Source organism: Streptomyces sp. NBC_00510 (assembly GCA_036013505.1).
GTDB lineage: Bacteria > Actinomycetota > Actinomycetes > Streptomycetales > Streptomycetaceae > Actinacidiphila.
Window position 1 is genome coordinate 6,323,620 of record CP107851.1, and the last position, 21,756, is coordinate 6,345,375.

18 protein-coding genes are annotated in these 21,756 nt (G+C 71.3%); 15 read left to right on the plus strand and 3 right to left on the minus strand.

Annotated elements, in window-relative coordinates; genetic code table 11:
- The first annotated feature begins 194 nt into the window (after window positions 1-194).
- From rplU to obgE, 3 genes are all read left to right on the plus strand, one after another.
- Window positions 195-515 carry a 50S ribosomal protein L21 gene (gene rplU / locus OG937_28505; GenBank protein WUD75349.1) on the plus strand — a complete coding sequence of 107 codons (321 nt, stop codon included), beginning with the start codon at window positions 195-197 and terminating at the stop codon, window positions 513-515.
- Between the two features lie 14 nt (window positions 516-529).
- The gene (gene rpmA, locus OG937_28510; protein WUD75350.1) at window positions 530-784 is read left to right on the plus strand and encodes a 50S ribosomal protein L27; all 255 of its coding nucleotides are present in this window, start codon (window positions 530-532) and stop codon (window positions 782-784) included.
- Between the two features lie 115 nt (window positions 785-899).
- Window positions 900-2,339: a GTPase ObgE gene (gene obgE / locus OG937_28515; GenBank protein ID WUD75351.1), complete on the plus strand. Its 1,440-nt coding sequence runs from the start codon at window positions 900-902 to the stop codon at window positions 2,337-2,339.
- A 99-nt stretch (window positions 2,340-2,438) separates the two neighbouring features.
- On the opposite strand, the gene OG937_28520 is transcribed toward obgE, so the two are convergent.
- Entirely contained in the window at window positions 2,439-3,455 is a 1,017-nt protein-coding gene (locus OG937_28520; GenBank protein WUD75352.1) for a CDP-alcohol phosphatidyltransferase family protein, read from the minus strand.
- Window positions 3,456-3,935: 480 nt separating this feature from the next.
- On the opposite strand from OG937_28520, the gene OG937_28525 reads away from it, so the two are divergent.
- Both OG937_28525 and galE read left to right on the plus strand, forming a co-directional pair.
- A complete protein-coding gene (locus OG937_28525) occupies window positions 3,936-8,339 on the plus strand; it encodes a bifunctional glycosyltransferase family 2 protein/CDP-glycerol:glycerophosphate glycerophosphotransferase (protein WUD75353.1) in 4,404 nt (1,467 codons plus the stop codon).
- 38 nt (window positions 8,340-8,377) lie between these two features.
- Window positions 8,378-9,361, plus strand: coding sequence for a UDP-glucose 4-epimerase GalE (gene galE, locus OG937_28530; protein WUD75354.1), 984 nt, complete (start codon window positions 8,378-8,380; stop codon window positions 9,359-9,361).
- A 78-nt stretch (window positions 9,362-9,439) separates the two neighbouring features.
- Here galE and OG937_28535 read toward each other — a convergent pair whose 3' ends face one another.
- Window positions 9,440-11,461 carry a hypothetical protein gene (locus tag OG937_28535; GenBank protein ID WUD75355.1) on the minus strand — a complete coding sequence of 674 codons (2,022 nt, stop codon included), beginning with the start codon at window positions 11,459-11,461 and terminating at the stop codon, window positions 9,440-9,442.
- 382 nt (window positions 11,462-11,843) lie between these two features.
- Between OG937_28535 and proB the strand changes: the two genes are divergently transcribed.
- From proB to OG937_28560, 5 genes are all read left to right on the plus strand, one after another.
- On the plus strand, window positions 11,844-12,962 hold the full coding sequence (gene proB, locus OG937_28540) for a glutamate 5-kinase (protein WUD78917.1): 1,119 nt from the start codon (window positions 11,844-11,846) through the stop codon (window positions 12,960-12,962).
- Window positions 12,963-13,088: 126 nt separating this feature from the next.
- Entirely contained in the window at window positions 13,089-13,535 is a 447-nt protein-coding gene (locus tag OG937_28545) for a hypothetical protein (protein ID WUD75356.1), read from the plus strand.
- Between the two features lie 90 nt (window positions 13,536-13,625).
- A complete protein-coding gene (locus OG937_28550; protein ID WUD75357.1) occupies window positions 13,626-14,951 on the plus strand; it encodes a glutamate-5-semialdehyde dehydrogenase in 1,326 nt (441 codons plus the stop codon).
- A 71-nt stretch (window positions 14,952-15,022) separates the two neighbouring features.
- Window positions 15,023-15,511, plus strand: a complete 489-nt coding sequence (locus OG937_28555) for a hypothetical protein (protein WUD75358.1) — start codon at window positions 15,023-15,025, stop codon at window positions 15,509-15,511.
- A 65-nt stretch (window positions 15,512-15,576) separates the two neighbouring features.
- On the plus strand, window positions 15,577-16,719 hold the full coding sequence (locus OG937_28560; GenBank protein WUD75359.1) for a hypothetical protein: 1,143 nt from the start codon (window positions 15,577-15,579) through the stop codon (window positions 16,717-16,719).
- Here OG937_28560 and OG937_28565 read toward each other — a convergent pair.
- On the minus strand, window positions 16,640-17,761 hold the full coding sequence (locus OG937_28565) for a M48 family metallopeptidase (protein ID WUD75360.1): 1,122 nt from the start codon (window positions 17,759-17,761) through the stop codon (window positions 16,640-16,642). The genes OG937_28560 and OG937_28565 overlap by 80 nt on opposite strands.
- Window positions 17,762-17,902: 141 nt before the next feature.
- Between OG937_28565 and OG937_28570 the strand changes: the two genes are divergently transcribed.
- The 5 genes from OG937_28570 (at window position 17,903) to OG937_28590 (ending at window position 21,664) form a co-directional block, all read left to right on the plus strand.
- On the plus strand, window positions 17,903-18,061 hold the full coding sequence (locus tag OG937_28570; protein ID WUD75361.1) for a hypothetical protein: 159 nt from the start codon (window positions 17,903-17,905) through the stop codon (window positions 18,059-18,061).
- 34 nt (window positions 18,062-18,095) lie between these two features.
- Window positions 18,096-18,677: a nicotinate-nucleotide adenylyltransferase gene (gene nadD, locus OG937_28575; GenBank protein WUD75362.1), complete on the plus strand. Its 582-nt coding sequence runs from the start codon at window positions 18,096-18,098 to the stop codon at window positions 18,675-18,677.
- Between the two features lie 37 nt (window positions 18,678-18,714).
- Window positions 18,715-20,490: a LytR C-terminal domain-containing protein gene (locus tag OG937_28580; GenBank protein ID WUD75363.1), complete on the plus strand. Its 1,776-nt coding sequence runs from the start codon at window positions 18,715-18,717 to the stop codon at window positions 20,488-20,490.
- 86 nt (window positions 20,491-20,576) lie between these two features.
- Window positions 20,577-21,014 (plus strand): ribosome silencing factor, encoded by a 438-nt coding sequence (rsfS, locus tag OG937_28585; GenBank protein ID WUD75364.1) that lies wholly within the window; start codon window positions 20,577-20,579, stop codon window positions 21,012-21,014.
- Window positions 21,011-21,664, plus strand: a complete 654-nt coding sequence (locus tag OG937_28590; protein WUD78918.1) for a histidine phosphatase family protein — start codon at window positions 21,011-21,013, stop codon at window positions 21,662-21,664. The genes rsfS and OG937_28590 overlap by 4 nt, the downstream gene beginning before the upstream one ends.
- Window positions 21,665-21,756: the final 92 nt, after the last annotated feature.

Genomic DNA, 21,756 nt, shown 5'->3' on the forward strand with positions numbered 1-21,756 from the left:
ACGGCCCGCGGCGCGTACGGGGTCGCGCAGGCCCCGGTTTGACCCCATCGGGGACGCCCCGTAACCTTGACCTTCGGCGTTTTGACGCCCATTCCTGAGCATCTTCCTACCGGCCACGGCCGGCAGAGGCCCCCCAGCACCGCAGGGACGGCTGGCGTCAGGAGTGACGATCCGAGCGAGAGAGTGAGTTCCGCGTGTACGCAATCGTGCGCAGCGGTGGCCGCCAGCACAAGGTGGCCGTCGGCGACATCGTCGAGGTTGACAAGATTTCCACTGGCAAGGTTGGCGACGCGGTCGAGCTCTCGACGCTCCTCGTCGTCGACGGCGACGCTGTCACCAGCGACCCGTGGGTGCTGGCCGGGATCAAGGTCCAGGCCGAGATCGTGGACCACCACAAGGGCCAGAAGATCGACATCCTGCGGTACAAGAACAAGACCGGCTACCGCCGTCGTCAGGGTCACCGTCAGCAGTACACGGCGCTGAAGATCACCGGCATCCCCGCCGCTGCGAAGTAAGGGACTGAGGAGAGATGGCACACAAGAAGGGCGCATCGTCCACCCGGAACGGTCGCGACTCCAACGCCCAGCGGCTCGGCGTCAAGCGCTTCGGCGGCCAGGTCGTGAACGCCGGTGAGATCATCGTCCGCCAGCGCGGCACCCACTTCCACCCCGGCTCGGGCGTCGGCCGTGGCAAGGACGACACGCTGTTCGCCCTCGCCGCCGGTGCGGTCGAGTTCGGCACCAGCCGTGGTCGCAAGGTCGTGAACATCGTCCCGGTCGCCTGATCGGCCGCGATACGACTTCACCGAGGGCGGACCCTGTTTCCCGGACCGGGAAGCAGGTCCGCCCTCGGCGCGTTAACCCACAGACATTCCCGTACGCATCTGGAGGAACATCCGCATGACCACCTTCGTGGACCGCGTCGAGCTGCACGTCGCCGCGGGTAACGGGGGCCATGGCTGCGCCTCCGTGCACCGGGAGAAGTTCAAGCCGCTGGGCGGCCCGGACGGCGGCAACGGCGGCCGTGGCGGCGATGTGACGCTGGTCGTCGACCAGTCGGTCACCACGCTCATCGAGTACCACCACCACCCGCACCGCAAGGCCACCAACGGCAAGCCCGGCGAGGGCGGCAACCGTTCCGGCAAGGAGGGCACGGACCTGGTCCTGCCCGTCCCGGACGGCACCGTCGTGATGGACGGGCACGGCAACGTGCTCGCGGACCTCGTCGGCCACGGCACCACCTACATCGCCGGCCAGGGCGGCCGCGGAGGCCTCGGCAACGCGGCGCTGGCCTCGGCACGCCGCAAGGCGCCGGGGTTCGCGCTGCTGGGTGAGCCCGGTCAGAGCCGGGACCTCGTCCTGGAGCTGAAGACGGTCGCCGACGTGGCGCTGGTCGGTTACCCGAGCGCGGGCAAGTCCTCGCTCATCTCCGTGCTCTCGGCGGCCAAGCCGAAGATCGCGGACTACCCCTTCACCACGCTCGTCCCCAACCTGGGCGTGGTCACGGCCGGTTCGACCGTCTTCACCGTCGCCGACGTCCCCGGGCTCATCCCGGGCGCCAGCGAGGGACGCGGCCTGGGCCTGGAGTTCCTGCGGCACGTCGAGCGGTGCAGCGTCCTGGTGCACGTCCTGGACACCGCCACCCTGGAGTCCGAGCGCGACCCGCTGAGCGACCTCGACGTCATCGAGGCGGAACTGCGGGCGTACGGCGGCCTCGAGGACCGTCCGCGGATCGTCGTCCTCAACAAGGTCGACATCCCCGACGGCCAGGACCTCGCCGACATGGTCCGCCCCGACCTCGAGGCGCGCGGCTACCGGGTCTTCGAGGTGTCGGCGGTGGCCCACAAGGGCCTCAACGAGCTGTCCTACGCCCTCGCCGGCATCGTGGCCGAGGCGCGCGCGGCCCAGCCGGTCCAGGAGGCCACCCGCATCGTCATCCGGCCCAAGGCCGTGGACGACGCCGGCTTCACCGTCACCGCCGAGGACGGCTTCTACCGCGTCCGCGGCGAGAAGCCCGAACGCTGGGTGCGCCAGACCGACTTCGCCAATGACGAGGCCGTCGGCTACCTCGCCGACCGGCTCGCCCGCCTCGGTGTCGAGGAGCAACTGGTCAAGGCCGGCGCCCGCGAGGGCGACGAGGTCGTCATCGGCGACGAGGACGACTCCGTGGTCTTCGACTGGGAGCCGTCGGTGGCGGCCGGCGCGGAGATGCTCGGACGGCGCGGCGAGGACCACCGCTTCGACGCGCCCCGCCCCGCCGCCCAGCGCCGCAAGGACCGCGACGCCGAACGCGATGACGCACAGGAGGAGTTCGAGGGCTTCGACCCCTTCGAATCCTGAGCCCCGGCGACAACGCACAAGGGCCGGTCCCCCTCATCGAGGGGGACCGGCCCTTGTCGTGCGCGTCCGGCCTCCGAGGGGGCCGGCAGGCGGGTGGGGTCAGCTCATGGACGCGTGCAGGGGCGCGGTGCCGTCGTTATCGGCGTTCGACCGGGCGTCCTCGTCGAGGCGGGCCATCAACCGCTCGAAGTCGCGGGTGGAGAGCAGCAGCTTGTAGATGATGGCGAACTCGAAGAGCAGCAGCAGCACGGCCGCGGCGATGGTGGTGCCGATGACGGCGCCGGTCAGCGGCGCGATGATGAACACCGCCATCTGGAACTCGATGCCGCTGATGAGGTGCGGCCGCACGCGGTGCCGGATCAGGAAGTCGCGGAAGGCCCCGTAGGAGGCGAAGCGCTTCTTGAAGCTCTGCTGGAGGTCGACGACCGGTGCCTGACCGTCGGCGGGCTCGCCCTGGGCGCCGGCGTCGGCCGTCACCGTCTGGGTGGTGGCGGGCACGGCACCGCGCTGGGCGGGGACGACGCCCTTCGGCGTCTCGTCGCCGGCCTCCTCCTCGCGGAGCAGGTCCTCCATGAACCGCAGGGACTGCTTCGAGTGCACCTCGGACTGGCGCAGCTCGAGCTTCTTCCGCATGTTGGCGCGGACCTTGAAGATCTGCAGGGCGTCGAGGTACCGCAGGGCGTCGAGGAAGATGACGGCGAGGGCGAGCCACATGTAGATGGAGTCACCGGTGCGGTAGAACTGGCCGCCCATGAGGGCGGCGGCGCAGCACACCACGCGCACGCGGTCGAAGATGTAGTCCAGCCAGCCGCCGAACTCCGAGCCCCTGCCGGTGAGGCGCGCCAGCTTCCCGTCCATGCAGTCGAGGATGAAGCTGAAGTGGTAAAGGACCGCACCCAGGATCAGCCACTTCCAGTCGGCCAGCGCGAAACAGGCCGCCGCCCCGAGGCCCAGCAGGAGCGCGCCCCAGGTGATCTGGTTCGGGGTGAGACGGGTCCGCATGGCCGTCCAGCGCACCAAGGGCGTCGCCACCGGGTCGACCAGGAATACGGTCCACCAGGCGTCCCGCTTTTTCTCGGTGAGGCGACGTACTTCCGCGAGGGGCGGTATTTCCATGAAAGAGGACCCTTTCGAGGCGAATTGGGCATCCAGGCGCTTCCGCGGCCTGATCACTTTGACGGCTGACGCAGTAGCGCCGTTGCTGTCGCCGGTGGGGCTGTCGCACCCGCGGTCCCGGCTGATCCAAGGCATCCGCCTGAAATACCATACAGCCTGCGGGCAATGGGAACGCGGGGCCGCCCCTGGCAATGGTCCCTTGGGGGGCTTGAATCGCCGCGATCCGCCGATGTCAAGATGCGTGCACGACCCAATGGATGTGGCGTAGGACACAGTCCGATTTGTACCGTTGTGCACTTAGGATGGGATGGCCCTGAGGGGCGGCAGGCTATTGTATGTGGTTCGGGGGTCCGCCGGTCCTCCTGTCACCCACTGTTCATGTGGCAGGTGTGAACTCGTCTCCAACGGTTTGGGATGTCACGAGCTTCCAAAGCAGGGGCCAGCCGTGTCCCGGTGAGAAGTTCCTGAAATGGAGGCTTGATGTCCCCGCGCGACGCTCATCCATTGATCACGGTGATCGTGCCCGCATATAACGCGGCGGAGACCGTCGGACGGACTCTGGACTCATTGGCGGTCCAGACATTCCAGGATTTCGAGGTCGTCGTCGTCGACGACGCCTCCGGTGACCCCACCTGTGACGTGGTGGAGGACTACGCCGATCGCGTCCCGGGACTCCGCCTGATCCGCCGGGAGAGCAACAGCGGCGGGGTGGGCGCGCCGCGCAACGACGGCATCCGGGCCGCCCGCGGCACCTACGTCATGTTCCTCGACTCCGACGACGAGATCCCCGCCACGGCGTGCGAGCTGCTCCTCGCCGGTGCCGAGCGGACCGGGGCGGACATCACCGCCGGGCGTGCGGAGCGGGTGAACCTCGGGCGCGGCACCATGACGACCTGGCAGCCCGCCCTCTACACCTCGGACCGCCACGTGGCAAGCGTCACGGAATGGCCCGAGCTGCTGAACGACCCCATTGCCGCGGCCAAGCTCTACCGCCGTGAATTCCTGGTGGACAACGAGGTCTTCTTTCCGGAGGGTGTGTTCTACGAGGACACGTATTTCTCGGTGAAGTCCTACCACCGGGCCCGGGGGATATCCGTTCTCGCGGAGCCGGTTTACCACTGGATCTGGGAGGACAAGGCGGTCGATACGGGCGACGCGGCTTCCATCACGAATAGGCGTGGTGAGATCCGGAGCATATCCGACCGTGTTCGTGTGCACCGCATGGCGGACGCCTATTTGCTGGAGAACGACGCCCGGGAGCTGAAGCTCTACAAGGACGCGAAGTTCATCAGCCACGACGTCCGGCTCTACATGAAGGAACTGCGCCAGGCAGACGAGACCTACCTGGCGGAGTTCGGCCGGCTGGTCTCCGGCTACCTCGGCGGCATGGACGAGGAGGCCTACGGCCTGTGCGCGCCGCTGGACCGGGTGAGGGCCTTCTACCTGCGCCACACGATGATCCCCGAGGCGCTCACCGTCGCCGACTTCGAGCAGCGCCGCGGTGTCGTCTCCACGGACCTGCACACGGAGGACGGGCGCGTCTACTGGTCGGGCAGCCACCTCTCCCTGCCGGGCGCCCGCACCTTCCTCGACGTGACCGAGCTGGGACTGGAGAACGAGAGGTTCGAGAGCTCCCGGATGTTCAACCAGGCCGTCTCGCTGGACCTGACGGGGCGCACCCTCGCCTTCTCCGGTGAGATCGTCAACCAGTTCGGCCGCCTGGCCGCGGGCGACAAGCTGGAGCTGGTCCTGTTCAGCCGCTCCAAGGAACTGGGGAAGAAGACGATCGGCCGGGTGGCCGACGTCCGTGTGACCCCCTCGACGATCAGCTACACGGCGTCGCTGACCCTCGACGAGCTGGTCGGTGAGTTCCCCGCAGAGGGAACCGTGAACGTGATGTGCCAGCTCGTCTGGAAGGACCGCAAGCACACCACCGCCGTGTGCGTCCGCGGCCGGGACCTCGGCGCCCTCAACCGGACGCTGAGCGCGAACGGGTTCGAGGCGTACACGACGGCCAGCGGCAACCTCGCCCTGCGTCGCTTCACCGGCCTCGACGGAGCGGGCTTCGCCCGTCTGCGCGTGCACGAGGCGGACTGGGGCTGGTGGCGCGAGCGCCCGGCGCCGGCCGCAGCGGTGGCACCGCAGTCCCCGTCCGTCACGGTGGTCGTCCCGGCCGGCGAGGAGCCGCAGGCGCTGCGCGCCTGCCTGAGCTCGGTCGTCCTCCAGGACGAGTTCCCCCGGGCGCAGGTGCTGATCGTGGGCACCGGAGCCGGAGCCGGGGCCGTCGCGGACGTCGTGGCGGCGCACGGCAACGTGAGCGTCGTCGACGGCGCGGCGGGCAGTTCCGCGGAAACGGTCCTGGAGCAGGCGACCGCCCCCTACGTGATCTTCCTCGACGGCTCCGGTGTCCTCGCCGAGGGCGCGCTCGGCCGACTGGTCGCCGTCGCCGCGCGGCACTCGGCGGACGTCGTGCTCGGTGACCTCGACCGGGGCCCCCGCGCCGAGGACACCGCCCCCGAAGTGGCCTGGAAGCAGTACTTCGGCGCGGGCCAGGAGGTGTTCGAGGGAGCCGCCGCCGCCCCGGAGCTGGTCTTCGCCACGGATCTCGCCAACAAGCTGTTCAGCGCCGGGACGCTGCGCGGCCTGACGGCCGACCTGGGCCCCGACGGGCGGTCGGACCGGGTCCGCCTCGGTGTCTCCGCCCTCCTGCGGGCCAAGCGGATCGCGCTCGTCGACGCCCATGTGTACGGCACCGCCGCGGCCGTGTCCGGGGACGAGGCGGCCCCGGTGATCCGTGACCGGCTCTCCGAGGCCCGGCAGCTGCTGACGCTGTGCACGTCCCTGCTGTCCGACCCGCTGCCGGCCGACGCGGGCAGCCGCGCGCTGCTGCAGCGTTTCGTCGCGGGTTCCTTCGAGGCGTGCATGACCACGCTGCCCAAGATGCTGAACCGGGCGGGCCTGGCCGAGATCTACGCGGACGTCCGCGCGTTGTACAAGGACATCCCGGACGACGTGATCCTCGACTACGCCGTGACCGAGCGCTCCCGGCTGCTGCACCACGCCGTGAAGTCGGGCAGCCTGTCGGTCTTCTGCGCCCCCGGTGACGCGCCGGTGTACGTGCCGCGGCTGTTCATCACCGGCGAGGCAGTGCACCGCCGGCTCGAGGGGGACATCGAGCCCTCCACGATCCTCCAGGTCGAGGGGCGGGCCGCCCTTCTGGAGTCGATCCGGCCGGTCGACGGCGACCTGCAGGTCGAGGGTCTGCTGCAGCTGAGCGGCGTCGACCTCACCCCGCTCCTGGAGAACGAGCTCACGCTGGACCTGGAGACCGCCTCGCACCGTGTGTCGGTGCCGGTGGTCCAGGTCTACCGGAGGGACCGCTGGCACGCCCGCAAGCGCCAGGACCTCCACGGCGGCTGGCGCGCGGTGCTGACCCCCGCGGACCTGTCCGCGCTGAAGGGCGGCTCCTACTCGCTCACCCTCCGGGTGCACGACGGCGACGCCTCCGTGGGCATCCCGTTGACGGCGCGCCCCGTGGCGCACCGTACCAAGGGCACCGAGCGGATCGGCCGCTTCCGTTACGAGGTCGGCATCGGCGCGGACAACACGCCGAGCCTGAAGGTGGCCCGCGCCGGGTCCGTCCGGCGGATCGGCCACTCCCTGAACCGCCTGTGGTCCGAGACGGCCGACGTCCTCGCGCGCCGGCCCGGGTGGCTGCTGCGGCTGCTCTACTGGATCAGCCGCCCCGTCCTCGGCCGCAGGGACATCTGGGTGGTCGGGGAGCGCCACGACACCGCCCAGGACAACGGCTACCACTTCTTCCGGTACATGCGGGAGAACCACGCGCGGCGGAACGTCTACTACGTGATCGACGCCAAGGCGGCCGACCGCGCCAAGGTCGCGCCCTTCGGCAACGTCGTGGCCCGCGGCACGCTGCGGCACCGTCTCTACCTCCTCAACGCGACGCGGCTGATCTCGCCGTACGACCTCGAGGCCTACCTCGCGCCCCCCAACATCTCCAAGCCGGAGTTCCTGCGCCGCTTCGGCGACCTGCTCCACTACCGCCGGGTGTTCCTGCAGCACGGAGTGACGTACAACGACGTGTCGCAGTCGGCCCACCGTCAGTTCACCAACGTGGACCTCTTCGTGGCCGTGGCGGAGAGCGAGGCCGACTACATCTCCCGGGAGATGGGTTACAGCAAGGACGAGGTCGTCGCGCTCGGCTTCCCGCGCTTCGACAAGCTGGAGCCCGCGGAGGCGGACCGTCCGACGATCCTGCTGATGCCGACCTGGCGGCGTGACATCGTGGTGCCCTCCTACAACCGCAGTCGGCGCCCGGCGGTGCAGTTCGCGGCCTCCGAGTACTTCCGCTTCTACTCGCGGCTGCTCGCCGACGAGCGACTGCGCGGGGCGCTCGAGCGCTCCGGCGTGCGGCTGGAGTTCTACCCGCACTACGAGATCCGCCCCTACCTGCGGCACTTCCAGGTGGACCACCCGAGCATCGAGGTCGCCGACCAGACCAAGCGCGGTGTCCAGGAGGCCATGAGGGAGTGCTCCCTCCTGGTCACGGACTACTCGTCGGTCTTCTTCGACGTCGCCTACATGGGCAAGCCCGTGGTCTACGTGCCCTACGACGAGGAAGAGTTCTACACCCAGCACTACCGGCGCGGTTACTACAACCTCACCGAGGACGGCTTCGGCCCCGTCTGCCACACGGTCGACGACGCGGTCGACGAGATCATCGCCGCCATCGACGGGCGGTTCGAGGTGAGCAGTCCGTACCGCGAGCGGGTGAACTCGTTCTTCGTCCACCGGGACAGGGACAACTGTGCCCGCGTGTACGACGCGGTCAACCGGCTCGGCGCGAAGGCCGGCCGCTCCTGACGGACGGTCCTGAAGGGCCTGTGGAGAGGATGAGAACGATGACGTGGCTGATCACCGGCGGCGCCGGCTACATCGGCTCGCACGTGGTGAAGGCGATGGTCGACGGCGGCGAGCAGGTCGTGGTCGTGGACGATCTGAGCACCGGCGACCCGCAGCGGCTGCCCGCCGGCGTGCACCTGGAGAAGGGCTCCGTACTCGACGCGGAGCTGCTCGACCGGGTGCTGCGGGAGCACTCGGTGCGCGGCATCGTGCACATCGCGGCGAAGAAGCAGGTCGGGGAGTCGGTGGAGCGTCCGCTCCACTACTACCGGGAGAACGTCCAGGGCCTGCAGACCGTCCTGGAGGCCGCGGTGCGCGCGGGGGTGACCAGCTTCCTGTTCTCGTCCTCCGCCGCCGTCTACGGGATGCCCGACGTCGACCTGGTGACCGAGGAGACCCCGTGCGCGCCCATGAGCCCATACGGTGAGACCAAGCTCGTCGGCGAGTGGATGGTCCGGGCGACGGGTGCTGCCCACGGCATCGCCACCGCCTGCCTGCGCTACTTCAACGTGGCCGGCGCGGCCACCCCCGAGCTGGGTGACGCGGGGATCTTCAACCTCGTGCCGATGGTCTTCGAGCGGCTCTCCCAGGACAAGCCGCCGCTGATCTTCGGTGACGACTACGAGACCGCCGACGGCACCTGCATCCGTGACTTCATCCACGTCGAGGACATCGCGTCGGCCCACGTCGCCGCCGCGCGCCGGCTGGCGGAGGACCCGACCGCCGCCCTGGTGCTGAACATCGGCCGTGGCGAGGGCGTCTCGGTCGCCGAGATGGTGGGCATCATCGGCTCGGTCACCGGCCGCACCGACGCGACGCCGCAGGTCATCGAGCGCCGCCCCGGCGACCCTGCCCGTGTCGTCGCCTCCGCCTCGCGGATCGAGGAGGAGCTGGGCTGGACGGCCCGCCACGAGGTGCGCGAGATGGTCGCGTCCGCCTGGGCGGGCTGGTGCCTGCGCCACCCGGAGTCGGCCCGGGGCTGACCCCGCGACCTGACGGACGAGGCTTTTGGCCGAGCGGCAGCGCTCGGCCAAAAGCCTCGTCCGTTGCGTCGCCATTGCTCATAGGGCGTTGGCGCGCTGCTTCGGTACCGCCTGCGCGGTGCCGCCGGCCGTCCTGGCGCGTCGTTCGTCGGCCCGGGCGGCGAGCGCCTGCACCGCGTCCCGGAAGCGCTCGGAGGAAGGCGGCGCGGCCGGGCCCAGCAGGTGCCCCTTCAGGTCCAGACGGGCCGCTGCCAGGGTGTCCTCCGCCTTGCCGCGCACGACGGCCAGCAACTCGCCGAGACCCGCCGCGTCGGGGGTGAGCACGGTCCCGGCCCGGACGGTGGGGAACGCCTTGCGGAACCCGGCCTCGGTCAGGTCGGTGGTGTTGGTCACGGCGTAGGGCTTGCCGCTCATCAGGAACTCGGAGATCACGCTCGACACGTCGGTGATCAGCACGTCGCAGTGGTTGAAGCAGGAGTAGAGGCCGGGGCGCTCATCGACGATCACCTGGTGCTCCTCGGCGGGGTGCACCGACCAGTACGCCGTCTCCCACGAGAGGGTCGCCCGCTGCACGGCCTCGGCGATGCTCCCGTCCTGCGTCCTGCCGCGGTCCGCCATGCGCTCCAGGTCGTCGGCGTCGGTCAGCGACCAGGCGTCGGTCAGCCGGCCCAGCTCGCGCTCCATGCGGTGGAGCAGCTCGCGCTGCGCGGGCAGGGGCGGGGCCGGGGGACGCTCGTGGTTGGCCTTCTCGATCAGCGCGACGATCCGCCGGTGGGCGGCACCCGCCCGCGGGTCCACGGTGCCGGTGAGCGGATGCGGCCGGTAGACCAGGCGGACGCCGGGTTCGGCCAGCAGCCGGCGGACGAGGGCTTCCCCGGCCAGCACGATCGAGGTGTTGCCCGGGTCCTCGGTCCAGCCCTCCCAGGTCGGCGCGTAGAGCACCGTGACCGGGTCACCGGGCGCGGGCGGCCCGCCGTACGGCAGGATGCCTGCCAGCTGGGGACGACCGACCTCCGTGACGTCCTCGTCCGCCACGCCGACCGAGGCCAGGGCGTAGCGCTCGCGGGCCGCGGGGCCGGCCACCCAGACCTCGTCGTAGGCCTTGGCGTACGGGTTGCAGCTGGACAGCTTGTCGCTCTCGCCGTGGTTGACGAAGGCGTGCATGATCGTCGGGATGCGCAGCACCTGGGAGGTCTTGGCCGCGTTGGCCGGGTGGATCATCACCTTGAGGCTGGAGTCGCTCAGCCGCAACAGGTGGGCGACCTTCGGGAGGCACACGATGGGGACGTCGGTGGGGCCGATGCGCTGCACCATCGTCCGCTCGCGCAGCACGATGACCGGCCGGCCGTCCATCTGGGCCAGGGCGGACAGCCACATGTTGGCCTGATACGCGGAGTTGGCGCTGCCGGAGAAGTACATGCCGACCGTGGGCTGGTAGCGCTCCAGCCAGCGGTCGAACCACTCGAGGACCTCGTCCTGCCGCGGCGGGCGCCGGCCCGGCAGCAGGGACCGGCCGAGCACCGCGAGGGCCACGGAGGCCAGGACCGCGGACAGCAGGATTCCGTCGGCGGCGAAGAGGGTGGTGCCGGTCGCCGCGGTGACGGTGAGCCCGGTGGTCGCGGGGAGCCCGATGAGCAGCAGCCGCAGTCCGGGCTGACGGGTGATCAGGGCCGGGGGAGGTGCGGGCAGCGGCAGCTCGGAGGTGTCGATGTTCCGGGTGATGACGGGCAGCCGCCGGGCGCGCTGCACCAGGATCGTTCCCGCCTGGAGCCCGATGTGCGCGCCGTGGACGTACAGCAGGCCGGCCAGGCACACGAGGTGGAACCACGTCGACGCCGGGTGGTCCAGGCGCAGCAGTCCGATGACGAGCAGCAGGTCGCGCAGTGACTGACGGGTGATCGCCTCCGCCTGGAGCAGGCCGAGGACCCGGGTCGGAGGTCGCTGCCCCGAGTACAGGCAGACGTCGGCGACGTAGCCCACGGCCGCGGCGCCGGCCAGCAGGTACGCGTTCGGCAGGACCACGCCCGCGGCCTGGGCGATCAAGGCGCAGGCCTGGACCAGCAGGAGGCCGAATTGGTGGACCTCCGGCCCGCTCCCCATGGCACGTTTCACAGCAGCAACTTCCCATCGTCGTACGTGCGCTGGCCCGACGGAACCGCCGCGGAGCGCAAGCGTGCACACTCCGTTCGGGGCCGCGGGCCGCCGTTCACGTGCACGCTGCCCCCTGTTCGATTCCACTGGCAAATCGTTCCCATTGATCGGTGATGTCCGACCTGAACGATTACGAATCGAAGAGTCGCGTTATGAGAACTTCTTACCTCTCCGTCAGGCCCCGCGTACAGGTTTCCCACGCACCTGCCCCGGTCCGCGCGTCCCACTCCCGGTCCGGTGGGTGGAAGGCGGCGGCGCCGGGTCGCCCGACTGCCGTAGATTGCGAAGCCGGGAGAGGGAAGGGACGGACGTGGCGAGCGCGAGGCAGGACGTGGCGGAGGCCCGGCGGGTCGTGGTCAAGGTCGGGTCGTCGTCGCTGACGACGGCGGCCGGGGGCCTGGACGCCGACCGGGTGGACGCCCTCGTGGACGTGCTGGCCAAGGCGCGCGGGACCCAGGAGGGCGCGGCCGCCAAGGAGGTCGTCCTGGTCTCCTCCGGCGCCATCGCCGCCGGCCTGGCACCGCTCGGGCTCACCCGGCGGCCCCGGGACCTGGCGCGGCAGCAGGCCGCCGCCAGCGTCGGCCAGGGTCTGCTCGTCGCCCGCTACACGGCCTCCTTCGCCCGGTACGGCGTACGGGTCGGCCAGGTGCTGCTCACCTCCGACGACATGAGCCGCCGGGCGCACTACCGCAACGCCTACCGCACGCTGGACAAGTTGCTCGCCATGGGCGCCATGCCGATCGTGAACGAGAACGACACGGTGGCCACCGACGAGATCCGCTTCGGCGACAACGACCGCCTCGCCGCCCTCGTCGCCCACCTGGTCCGCGCCGACCTGCTCGTCCTGCTCTCCGACGTGGACGGGCTCTACGACGGCGACCCCGCCCTCCCGGGCACCTCGCGCATCGAGGAGGTCCACGGGCCGCGGGACCTGGAGGGCGTCTCCATCGGCAGCGCGGGCAAGGCCGGCGTCGGCACCGGGGGCATGGTCACCAAGGTCGAGGCCGCCCGGATCGCCGCCGGCGCCGGCATCCCGGTCGTCCTCACCTCCGCCTCGCAGGCCGCGGACGCCCTGGCCGGACGGCGGACCGGCACCGTCTTCCACGCCACGGGCAAGCGCTCCGCCGACCGGCTGCTGTGGCTGGCCCACGCCTCCACCCCGCTCGGCGCGCTGATCCTGGACGACGGCGCCGTGCAGGCGGTCGTCAAGCGCCGCACCTCGCTGCTGCCGGCCGGCATCGCGGCGGTCGAGGGCCACTTCACCGCCGGCGACCCGGTCGAACTGCGCGACACCTCCGGCCACGCCGTCGCGCGGGGCCTGGTGAACTTCGACGCCAAGGAGCTGCCCCGGCTGCTCGGGCGCTCGACCCGCGAACTGGCGCGGGAGCTCGGCCCCGCCTACGAGCGCGAGGTCGTGCACCGGGACGACCTCGTACTGCTGCACCACTGAGGCGGACCTCCTTCGTGGTTACTTCGTGAAAACCGCCCCGCGCCCGCTCCCGGGCTGCTGGACTTTGAGGGCGGAGCACGGAATCCGGCCAGGGACGCGACGACAGGGACGACAGGGAGGCCGCCGGTGAGACGAGGGCGCCCAGGGGCATCGTCGTCCCGAGGGACGGCGGAGCGGACACTGGTGAGCGTGACGAGCGACGACACCGCCCCGCCGGCGCGGGAGCGCCCCGTGTCCCGGCTCTGGCACGTGACGCTCAGCGTCTCCGGGCCCGAGGCCCCGCTCGCCGAGGTGCGGCGCGCGCTGGAGCAGCTCGCGAACGACCACCCCTTCCTGCTGACCAGCCGGTACGCGGCCGACCACGCCGAGATCCGGTACTGGGAGGAGGCCCGCGACCTGCACGACGCCGCCGCGATCGCGCTGCGGCTGTGGGGCGAGCACCGCTCCTCCGCCAACCTGCCGCCCTGGGAGACGGTGGGCCTGGAGGTCATCGACCGCGACACCTACCACCAGCGCCTCGCGGAGGGTTACGGACCGCCCCCGGCGGCGCCCATCGGCGTGCACCCCTACTGAGCCGCACCGGCCCGGCCGCCGTGCGCGGCACGGTCTCACCCGCCGGAAAGCCGTCCCGCCGGCCGGCGCCCACGCCGTACCCTGGCCGCTATGAGCAGCCGCAGCCACAGCAACGACGACCTCGCCGCCTCCCTGCCCTCGCCGTGGCCGAAGAGCCCGGTGCTGCAGGCCGCCTACCGCGCCCGTGCGGCCGCCGAAGACCTCGCGCCGCTGCCGCGCTCGGTGAAGGACGACGCGCTGCTGGCCATCGCCGACGCCCTGGTCGTCCGCACGCGGGAGATCGTCGAGGCCAACGCCGAGGACGTCGCCCGCGCCCGTGAGGCGGGCACCGACGAGGCGATCGTGGACCGGCTGACGCTGACCCCCGAGCGGGTCCGCGCCATCGCCTCCGACGTGCGGGACGTGGCCGGCCTGCCCGACCCGGTCGGCGAGGTGGTGCGCGGCTCCACGCTGCCCAACGGGCTGGACCTGCGCCAGATCCGCGTGCCGCTGGGCGTGGTCGGCATCATCTACGAGGCCCGGCCCAACGTCACCGTGGACGCGGCCTCGCTGTGCCTGAAGTCCGGCAACGCGGTGCTGCTGCGCGGCTCCTCCTCCGCGTTCCACTCCAACTCCGCGCTGGTGACGGTGGTGCGCGACGCGGTCGGCGGCGCCGGACTGCCCGCCGACGCCGTCCAGTTGGTGCCGGGGGAGAGCCGGGAGTCGGTGCGCGAGCTGATGCGCGCCCGCGGCATGGTCGACGTGCTCATCCCGCGCGGTGGCGCCTCCCTCATCAAGACGGTGGTCGAGGAGTCCATCGTCCCGGTGATCGAGACCGGCACCGGCAACTGCCATGTGTACGTGGACGCGCAGGCCGACCTCGACACGGCCGTCGCGGTCCTGCTCAACTCCAAGGCGCAGCGCCCGAGCGTGTGCAACGCCGCCGAGACGCTGCTGGTGCACCGGGACATCGCCGCCGACTTCCTGCCGCGCGCCCTGGACGCGCTGGCCGAGGCCGGGGTCACCGTGCACGCCGACGAGCGGGTGCGGGAACTGGCCGAGAAGAGCGGCACCAAGGCCACCGTCGTCCCGGCCACCGCGGAGGACTGGGAGACGGAGTACCTGAGCTACGACATCGCCGCCGCCGTGGTGGACTCGCTGGACGCCGCCGTGCAGCACATCCGGCTGTGGTCCTCCGGGCACACCGAGGCCATCGTCACCACCTCGCAGCCGGCCGCCCGGCGGTTCACCCGGTTGGTGGATTCCGCGGCCGTCGCCGTCAACGCCTCGACCCGGTTCACCGACGGCGGGCAGTTCGGCTTCGGCGCGGAGATCGGCATCTCCACCCAGAAGCTGCACGCCCGGGGGCCGATGGGCCTTCCGGAGCTGACCTCGACCAAGTACGTCTACACCGGGGACGGCCACGTCCGCGGCTGACCGGCCCCGGCGGACGGACGGAGTTTCCGAGCGGCCTGCCCAATCCGCGTCATCGGCCCTATTCTGGACGGGTGCCGGACGAACTGGGGGGCAAGCCGTTCCCGGACGGCGAGGACCACGGTGGCGCGGATGACGAATTCGCGTCCGTGGTGCTCGACGAGGCCTTCATACGGGCGGCCGCCTTCCATGAACCGAGCGCCCACGAGCGCATGCTCGCCGCCGCCACGGCACAGGCCGAGGCCGAGGCGTCCCGTCCGCGTGTGCTGGGCGGGGAGGACGGCGGCGGTCCGTACGACCGGGAGGAGGCCGAGCACTCCGCGGAGGACGAGGAGTACGAGGACCTCTACGCCCAGCGCCGCCCGTACCGGGGGCACGGCCGCTGGCACCGGACCGTGGCGTGGGTGCTCGCCGTGGTGATGGGCATCGGCGTCGTCGCCCTGACGTTCGCGGCGGTCTACCGGGGCGCCGGAGGGGCCCGCCAGCCCTCCGTACCGCCCTCCCCGACCGGCCGGATCGGAGCCCCGTCGCTACCCCCGGTGGCGGTCAGCCACACCCCCTGAACGCCTCTCGAACTTGTCTCGTACCAGGACGTTTTAAAGGGCCCTGACAGACCTACGCTTGTTGTATGGCCGGGCCTGGAGACCCACCGGAGGGGAACCCCGAGGGCTCCCCGGGAGGTGGTGAGGACGAGTACCGATCCGTCGTCTTCGACGAATCGTTCGTCCGCGCTGCCCGGATACAGGAGTTCTCCGCGCGGGAGCGGCTGGACGGATCGGCCCGCTCGGTGCGCACCCGCCGGCTCTGGGCCCGCGGCGGCGCCCCGCGCCAGGCCCTGGTCCTCGTCCTCCTGATCGCCGTGGCCTTCGGCACCGCCGTCTACCTGGGCATACGCAATCCCTACGACCAGCCCGCCCCTCCCATGGCGCAGTCGCTGCAGATCACCCTGCTGCCGCTCGCCCCCACGGCCGCGGTGGCCGCCGTGGACCGGGCCCGGCCGTTCGCCGGGCAGCGCGCCGAGCACTACCGGGCCGGCGCGACCGGGTACGCGCTGCCGCCGGCGCGCCGCACCGCGCACTTCAGTGAGAGCCAGGTCATGCAGGCCCTGGTCTCCGCCAAGGACTACCTGGTCGCCTCCTCCGCCGATCCCGACGCGCTGACCGGCGGGGACATCCGCACGGTGCGCACCATGCTGGACCCCGGGCAGCTCGACCAGTTCGACCGCAGCCTGGAGCGGCCCGCCGACGACGGGCGCCACGCGGCGACCGGCTGGCTGGTGCGCTTCGACCCCGCCCGCGTCGCCCTCGCCGACGACGAGGTCAAGGTGCGCGGCACCATGACCGTGGCCGAGGCGGGGGAGGGGGCCCTGGAGGTCGTCACGGACCACACCCTGGTCTACGCCGTGCAGGCCGCCACCGGGGGCAGCGGCCAGGCCTCGCTGTTCACCGTGCGGCGCGAGCTGAGGCTGCGCTTCGACCGCGCCGACCTGCGCGACAAGCACGTGGAACTGCTGCAGGCCGCCGTGGAGGCCGGGCCGCTGTCCTGCGTGACCGCCCCCGTGGCGCACTTCCTGCCGCTGCTGGCCGGGCAGCGGCCGCCGGTGCAGCCCGGGGTCGACCCCTACGACCACCGCCACGAGATCAGCTCGGTGTGCGGGGTGCTCGCCCCGGCCCCGGCGGCCGGACCGGCGATCAGCCCTCCGGCGGCGGGTCCTGCGAGTCCTTCGGCGGGCGCCCCGACGGGCCGGAGCCCGAGCCCGGCGTCCCGGTGAAGCGGTCGCGCAGCCGGCCGCCGACGTCGCCGGCCCCCGACCCGATGTCGGAGAGCAGCTTCATGAGCGGGTCCTTGCTCGTCTTCACCGTTTCGGCGTAGTGGCTCGCGGATTCCTTGAACGAGTCGTAGACCGAGGTGTCCTTGTCCTCGCTGCGCCGCGGGTAGTGGCCGTCCATGATGCGCTGGTGGTCGCGGCTCGCGGCCCACTTCTTCAGCTCCGCGGCCCGCACCGTGGTGAACGGGTGGCTGCGCGGCAGGACGTTGAGGATCTTCAGCACGGAGTCGCGCAGGTCGCCGGACTCCTCGTACTCCTCGGCCTGCTTCAGGAAGGCGTCCACGTTCATCTCGTGCAGGTGGTTGCCGCCGGCGATCTTCATCAGGCCGCGCATCGAGGCCTGCAGGTCCTGGCCGACCAGGAGTCCGGCACGGTCCGCGGAGAGCTCCGACTTGCGGAACCACTCGCGCAGTGCGGTGACGATCGCCATGATCGCGAGGTTGCCGAGCGGTATCCACGCCACCCGCAGCGCCAGGCTGGTCAGGAAGAGCAGGATCGTGCGGTAGACGGAGTGGCCGGACAGCGCGTGGCCGACCTCGTGGCCCACGACGGCCCGCATCTCCTCCTCGTCCAGCAGCTCCACCAGCCCGGTGGTCACGACGATGATGGGCTCGTCCAGCCCGATGCACATCGCGTTGGGCTGCGGGTCCTGGGTGACGTACATCGCCGGGACCTTGGGCAGGTCGAGGATGTAGCAGGCGTCCCGCAGCATGTCGTTGAGGTGCGCGAACTGCTGGTCGCCGACGCGCACCGAGTCCGAGAGGAACAGCAGCCGCAGCGAGCGCTCCGGCAGCAGGCCGCTGAGCGCCTTGAAGACGGTGTCGAACCCGCTCAGCTTGCGCAGTGCCACCAGCGCGGAACGGTCCGCCGGGTGTTCGTACGCGCGCGAGGAGATGCCCTCGAAGCGCCGCCGGTTGCGTCCGGGCAGCCGCTGCCCGTCGTTCGCGCCGCCGCTCGCACCACTCGAATCGTTCGGACCGGACATATGTCCCCGCCCCCCTGTTCGGCCGTTGGGTACCTAGTGAGGACGCGCGGAGCCACCGCGAAGTTCCACCCCGGCCGCCCGTACGATGTTGCCGAGTCTTCCGCCCGTCGACAGACCCCGAAGCCACCAAGGGACAGCCGAATGACCTCCTACGCGACCGCCGCCGTTCTGACCACGCTCGCCGAGGGCGAGGGCGGCGGCAACCACGAGAGCCTGAGCCCCTACCTCACGGGCGGCGGCGCGCTGTTCGCGCTGCTGCTGCTGCTCTTCATCACCACCCGCTTCAACCGCGACCGCTGAGCTCGATCAGGCGATGCGGGTAGGGTCTATCCGCATGAAGGAGCGAATCGGTGTGATGGGTGGGACGTTCGATCCCATCCACCACGGCCACCTCGTGGCGGCCAGCGAGGTGGCGCACCTTTTCCAGCTGGACGAAGTGGTCTTCGTGCCCACCGGCCGGCCCTGGCAGAAGAGCGAGCAGAAGGTGTCGGCGGCCGAGGACCGCTACCTGATGACGGTGATCGCCACCGCGTCGAACCCGCAGTTCTCGGTCAGCCGCAGCGACATCGAGCGCGGTGGCCGCACGTACACCATCGACACGCTTCGCGACCTGCGGGCCGAGCACCCCGAGGCGGAGCTGTTCTTCATCACGGGTGCGGACGCGCTGGCCCAGATCTTCTCCTGGCGCAAGGCCGAGGAGCTGTTCTCGCTGGCGCACTTCATCGGCGTCACCCGCCCCGGGCACACCCTGTCCGACCCCGGCTTCCCGGCCGGCGGGGTCTCCCTGGTGGAGGTGCCCGCCCTGGCGATCTCCTCGACCGACTGCCGTCAGCGGGTCGCCAAGGGGGAGCCGGTCTGGTACCTCGTGCCCGACGGCGTCGTTCGCTACATCGACAAACGCAGGCTGTACCGGTAAGTGATCAGCGGCTGATCGGCAACTGGAGGGGTCCCCAGTGAACGACTACCCCCGATGGCAATACGCCGAGGGAACACCCGAGCGGGGCGGTCAGGACCCCTACGGAGAAGACCCCTACGCACAGCAGCCGGGCGACTACGCAAACGGTTACGGCAACGAGTACGGCCAGTACGACCCGTACGCCCAGCAGGCCGGTGAGCAGACCGGCCGGCAGCAGTCCTACCAGGACCAGCAGGGGTACTCCGGGCAGCCGTACTACCCGCAGGAGCAGCAGCAGTACCAGCAGCCGCAGCCGCCGCAGCAGCAACCCCAGCAACCCCAGCACCCCCAACAGCCCCAGCAGACGCAGCAGTACCAGGGGTGGATCCCGCAGCAGCCGCAGTACCAGGAGCCGTACTACGAGCAGCAGCAGTACGGACAGCAGCCGCCGGCACCCCCGCAGACCGCGCCGCAGACCCCGCCGCAGGCCCCTCCGGCCCAGCGGCAGCCCGCCTACGAGGAGCCGCCGGCCCGGCCCGCCGCCGGCCGCTCCGCCGCGGCCGAAGCCGATTACCACACCGGCCAGTTCTCCTTCGTCGACGAGGAGACCGAGGAGTCGGAAGAGGTCATCGACTGGCTGAAGTTCACCGAGTCCCGCACCGAGCGGCGCGAGGAGGCCAGGCGCCGCGGCCGCAACCGCGTGGTCGCCGCGGTCGTCGTCCTGGTGCTGGCCGCCGTCGGCGGCGTCGGCTACCTGTGGAAGGCCGGCAAGATCCCCGGCCTCGGCGGGGACTCCGGGACCGCCCAGCAGGCCGCAGGCGGCCAGAAGCGCGACGTCATCGTGCTGCACCTGCGCCCGGTCGGCAGCGAGGTGACCTCGACCGCGCTGCTGGTCAGCAACTCGACCACCAAGAAGGGCACCACCGTCCTGCTCCCGAACTCGCTCGCCGTGAGCAGCGACGACGGCGGCAGCACCACGCTCGGCAAGTCCGTCGTGGAGAACGGTTCCGCCCCCACCCGTGAGGCGCTGGAAGGCCTGCTCGGCACCAAGATCAGCGGTACCTGGCGGCTGGACACCCCGTACCTGGACAACCTCGTCGAGTCCCTCGGCGGAGTCCTCGTCGACACCGACGCCACGGTGAAGGCAGGCAAGAAGCAGGACGGCAAGACCCTCGTCAAGCCCGGCAAGCAGCAGGAGCTGGGCGGCCAGGCCGCCGTCGCGTACGCCATTTACCGGGGACCGGGCGAGGGGCCCGACAAGCAGCTGGCCCGCTTCGGGCAGGTCGTCCAGGCCGTGCTGAAGAAGATGTACAGCGACCCGGACCTGGCGACCAAGACCGTCGAGGGGCTCAACCAGGTCATCGAGCCCCCGCTGACCGAGAAGGACCTCGGCAGCAGCCTCGCGGCCCTGTCGGAGGAGGCCAAGGGCGGCGACTACACCACCGAGACGCTGCCGGTGGAGCCCGACGGCACGCTGAGCGAGAAGGCCACCGAGGACGTGGTCAAGAAGGTGCTCGGCGGCACCGTCACCAACACCGACTCCGACGGCATCCCCCGGGTCACCCTGCGCAACGCCACCGGCGTCGCCGCCAACACCGGCGAGGCCCAGGTGCAGATCGTCGGCGGCGGCTACACCTTCGTCTCCGGCGCCACCGCGGACACCCAGGCCACCTCGCAGGTCCTGTACGCCGACGCCGGCCAGAAGACGAACGCGGAGGAGCTGGCCAAGACGCTGGGCCTGTCCGCCAAGGCCGCCAAGAAGGGCGGCGTGGCCTCCAACGCCGACATCACGGTCGTCCTGGGCCAGGACTACAGCCCGCCGGAGAAGACCTGACCGGGGGCGGTCCATAACCGGTCGGGGACCGAGCGCGGTCCGTGAGACCCTGGACGTACGACGTCCCCGACCGGAAAGCCTTACCTGTGACCGCCACGGACCGCTCCATCGAGCTCATTCAGACCGCCGCCCAGGCGGCCGCCGACAAGCTCGCGCACGACATCATCGCCTACGACGTCAGCGACGTCCTCTCCATCACCGACGCGTTCCTGCTGGCCTCCGCGCCCAACGACCGCCAGGTGAAGGCCATCGTCGACGAGGTCGAGGAGCGGCTGCAGGAGGAGCTCGGCGTCAAGCCGGTGCGCCGTGAGGGCGAGCGCGAGGGTCGCTGGGTCCTGCTCGACTACGTCGACATCGTGGTGCACGTCCAGCACTCGGAGGAGCGGGTCTTCTACGCGCTGGAGCGGCTCTGGAAGGACTGCCCCGAGCTGGAGCTCCCCAAGGACGCCGTCGCCACCCGCGGCAAGGCCGAGGAGCACGCCCGCGCCACCGCGGCCGCCGACGAGGACGGAGAGCTGATCTGAACGGCCACACGCGGGGTCGCGGCCGCCGCGTCGTCTTCTGGCGGCACGGGCAGACCTCCTGGAACGTGGAGGGCCGCTTCCAGGGCTCCACGGACATACCGCTTACCTCGACCGGCGTCGCGCAGGCCAAGCGCGCCGCCCGGTTGCTGGCCGCGCTGCAGCCGGACGCGATCGTCTCCTCCGACCTGCAGCGCGCCGCCGACACCGCCGCCGAGCTGGCCGCCGTCACGGAGCTGGACATCTCGTACGACGAGGGGCTGCGGGAGACCTACGCGGGCGTGTGGCAGGGCCTGACCCACGAGGAGATCACCGAGCGGTACGGCGAGGAGTACGCGGCCTGGAAGCGCGGCGAGCCCGTGCGGCGCGGCGGCGGCGAGCTGGAGACCGAGGTGGCCGACCGGGCCGCCCCGGTGGTGCTCGCGGCGGCCGACAAGCTGCCCGACGGCGGTGTGCTGGTCGTCGTCAGCCACGGCGGCGCCATCCGCACCACCATCGGCCGGCTCCTCGGGCTGGACCCGCGCAGCTGGGAGGCGCTCGGCGGGCTGTCCAACACCTGCTGGTCGGTCCTCGGCGAGGGCGCCCGTGGCTGGCGGCTGCTGGAGCACAACGCCGGAACCCTGCCCGAGCCGGTGCTCGGCGACGACGACTGACCGGGCCGGGAGCCGGGGCGGGGCCGGGACGCAGCCGATTTCAGGAATCCGGCCCTGACCGGCTAAGCTTCTTCTCGTTCGCCGGGCGGAAA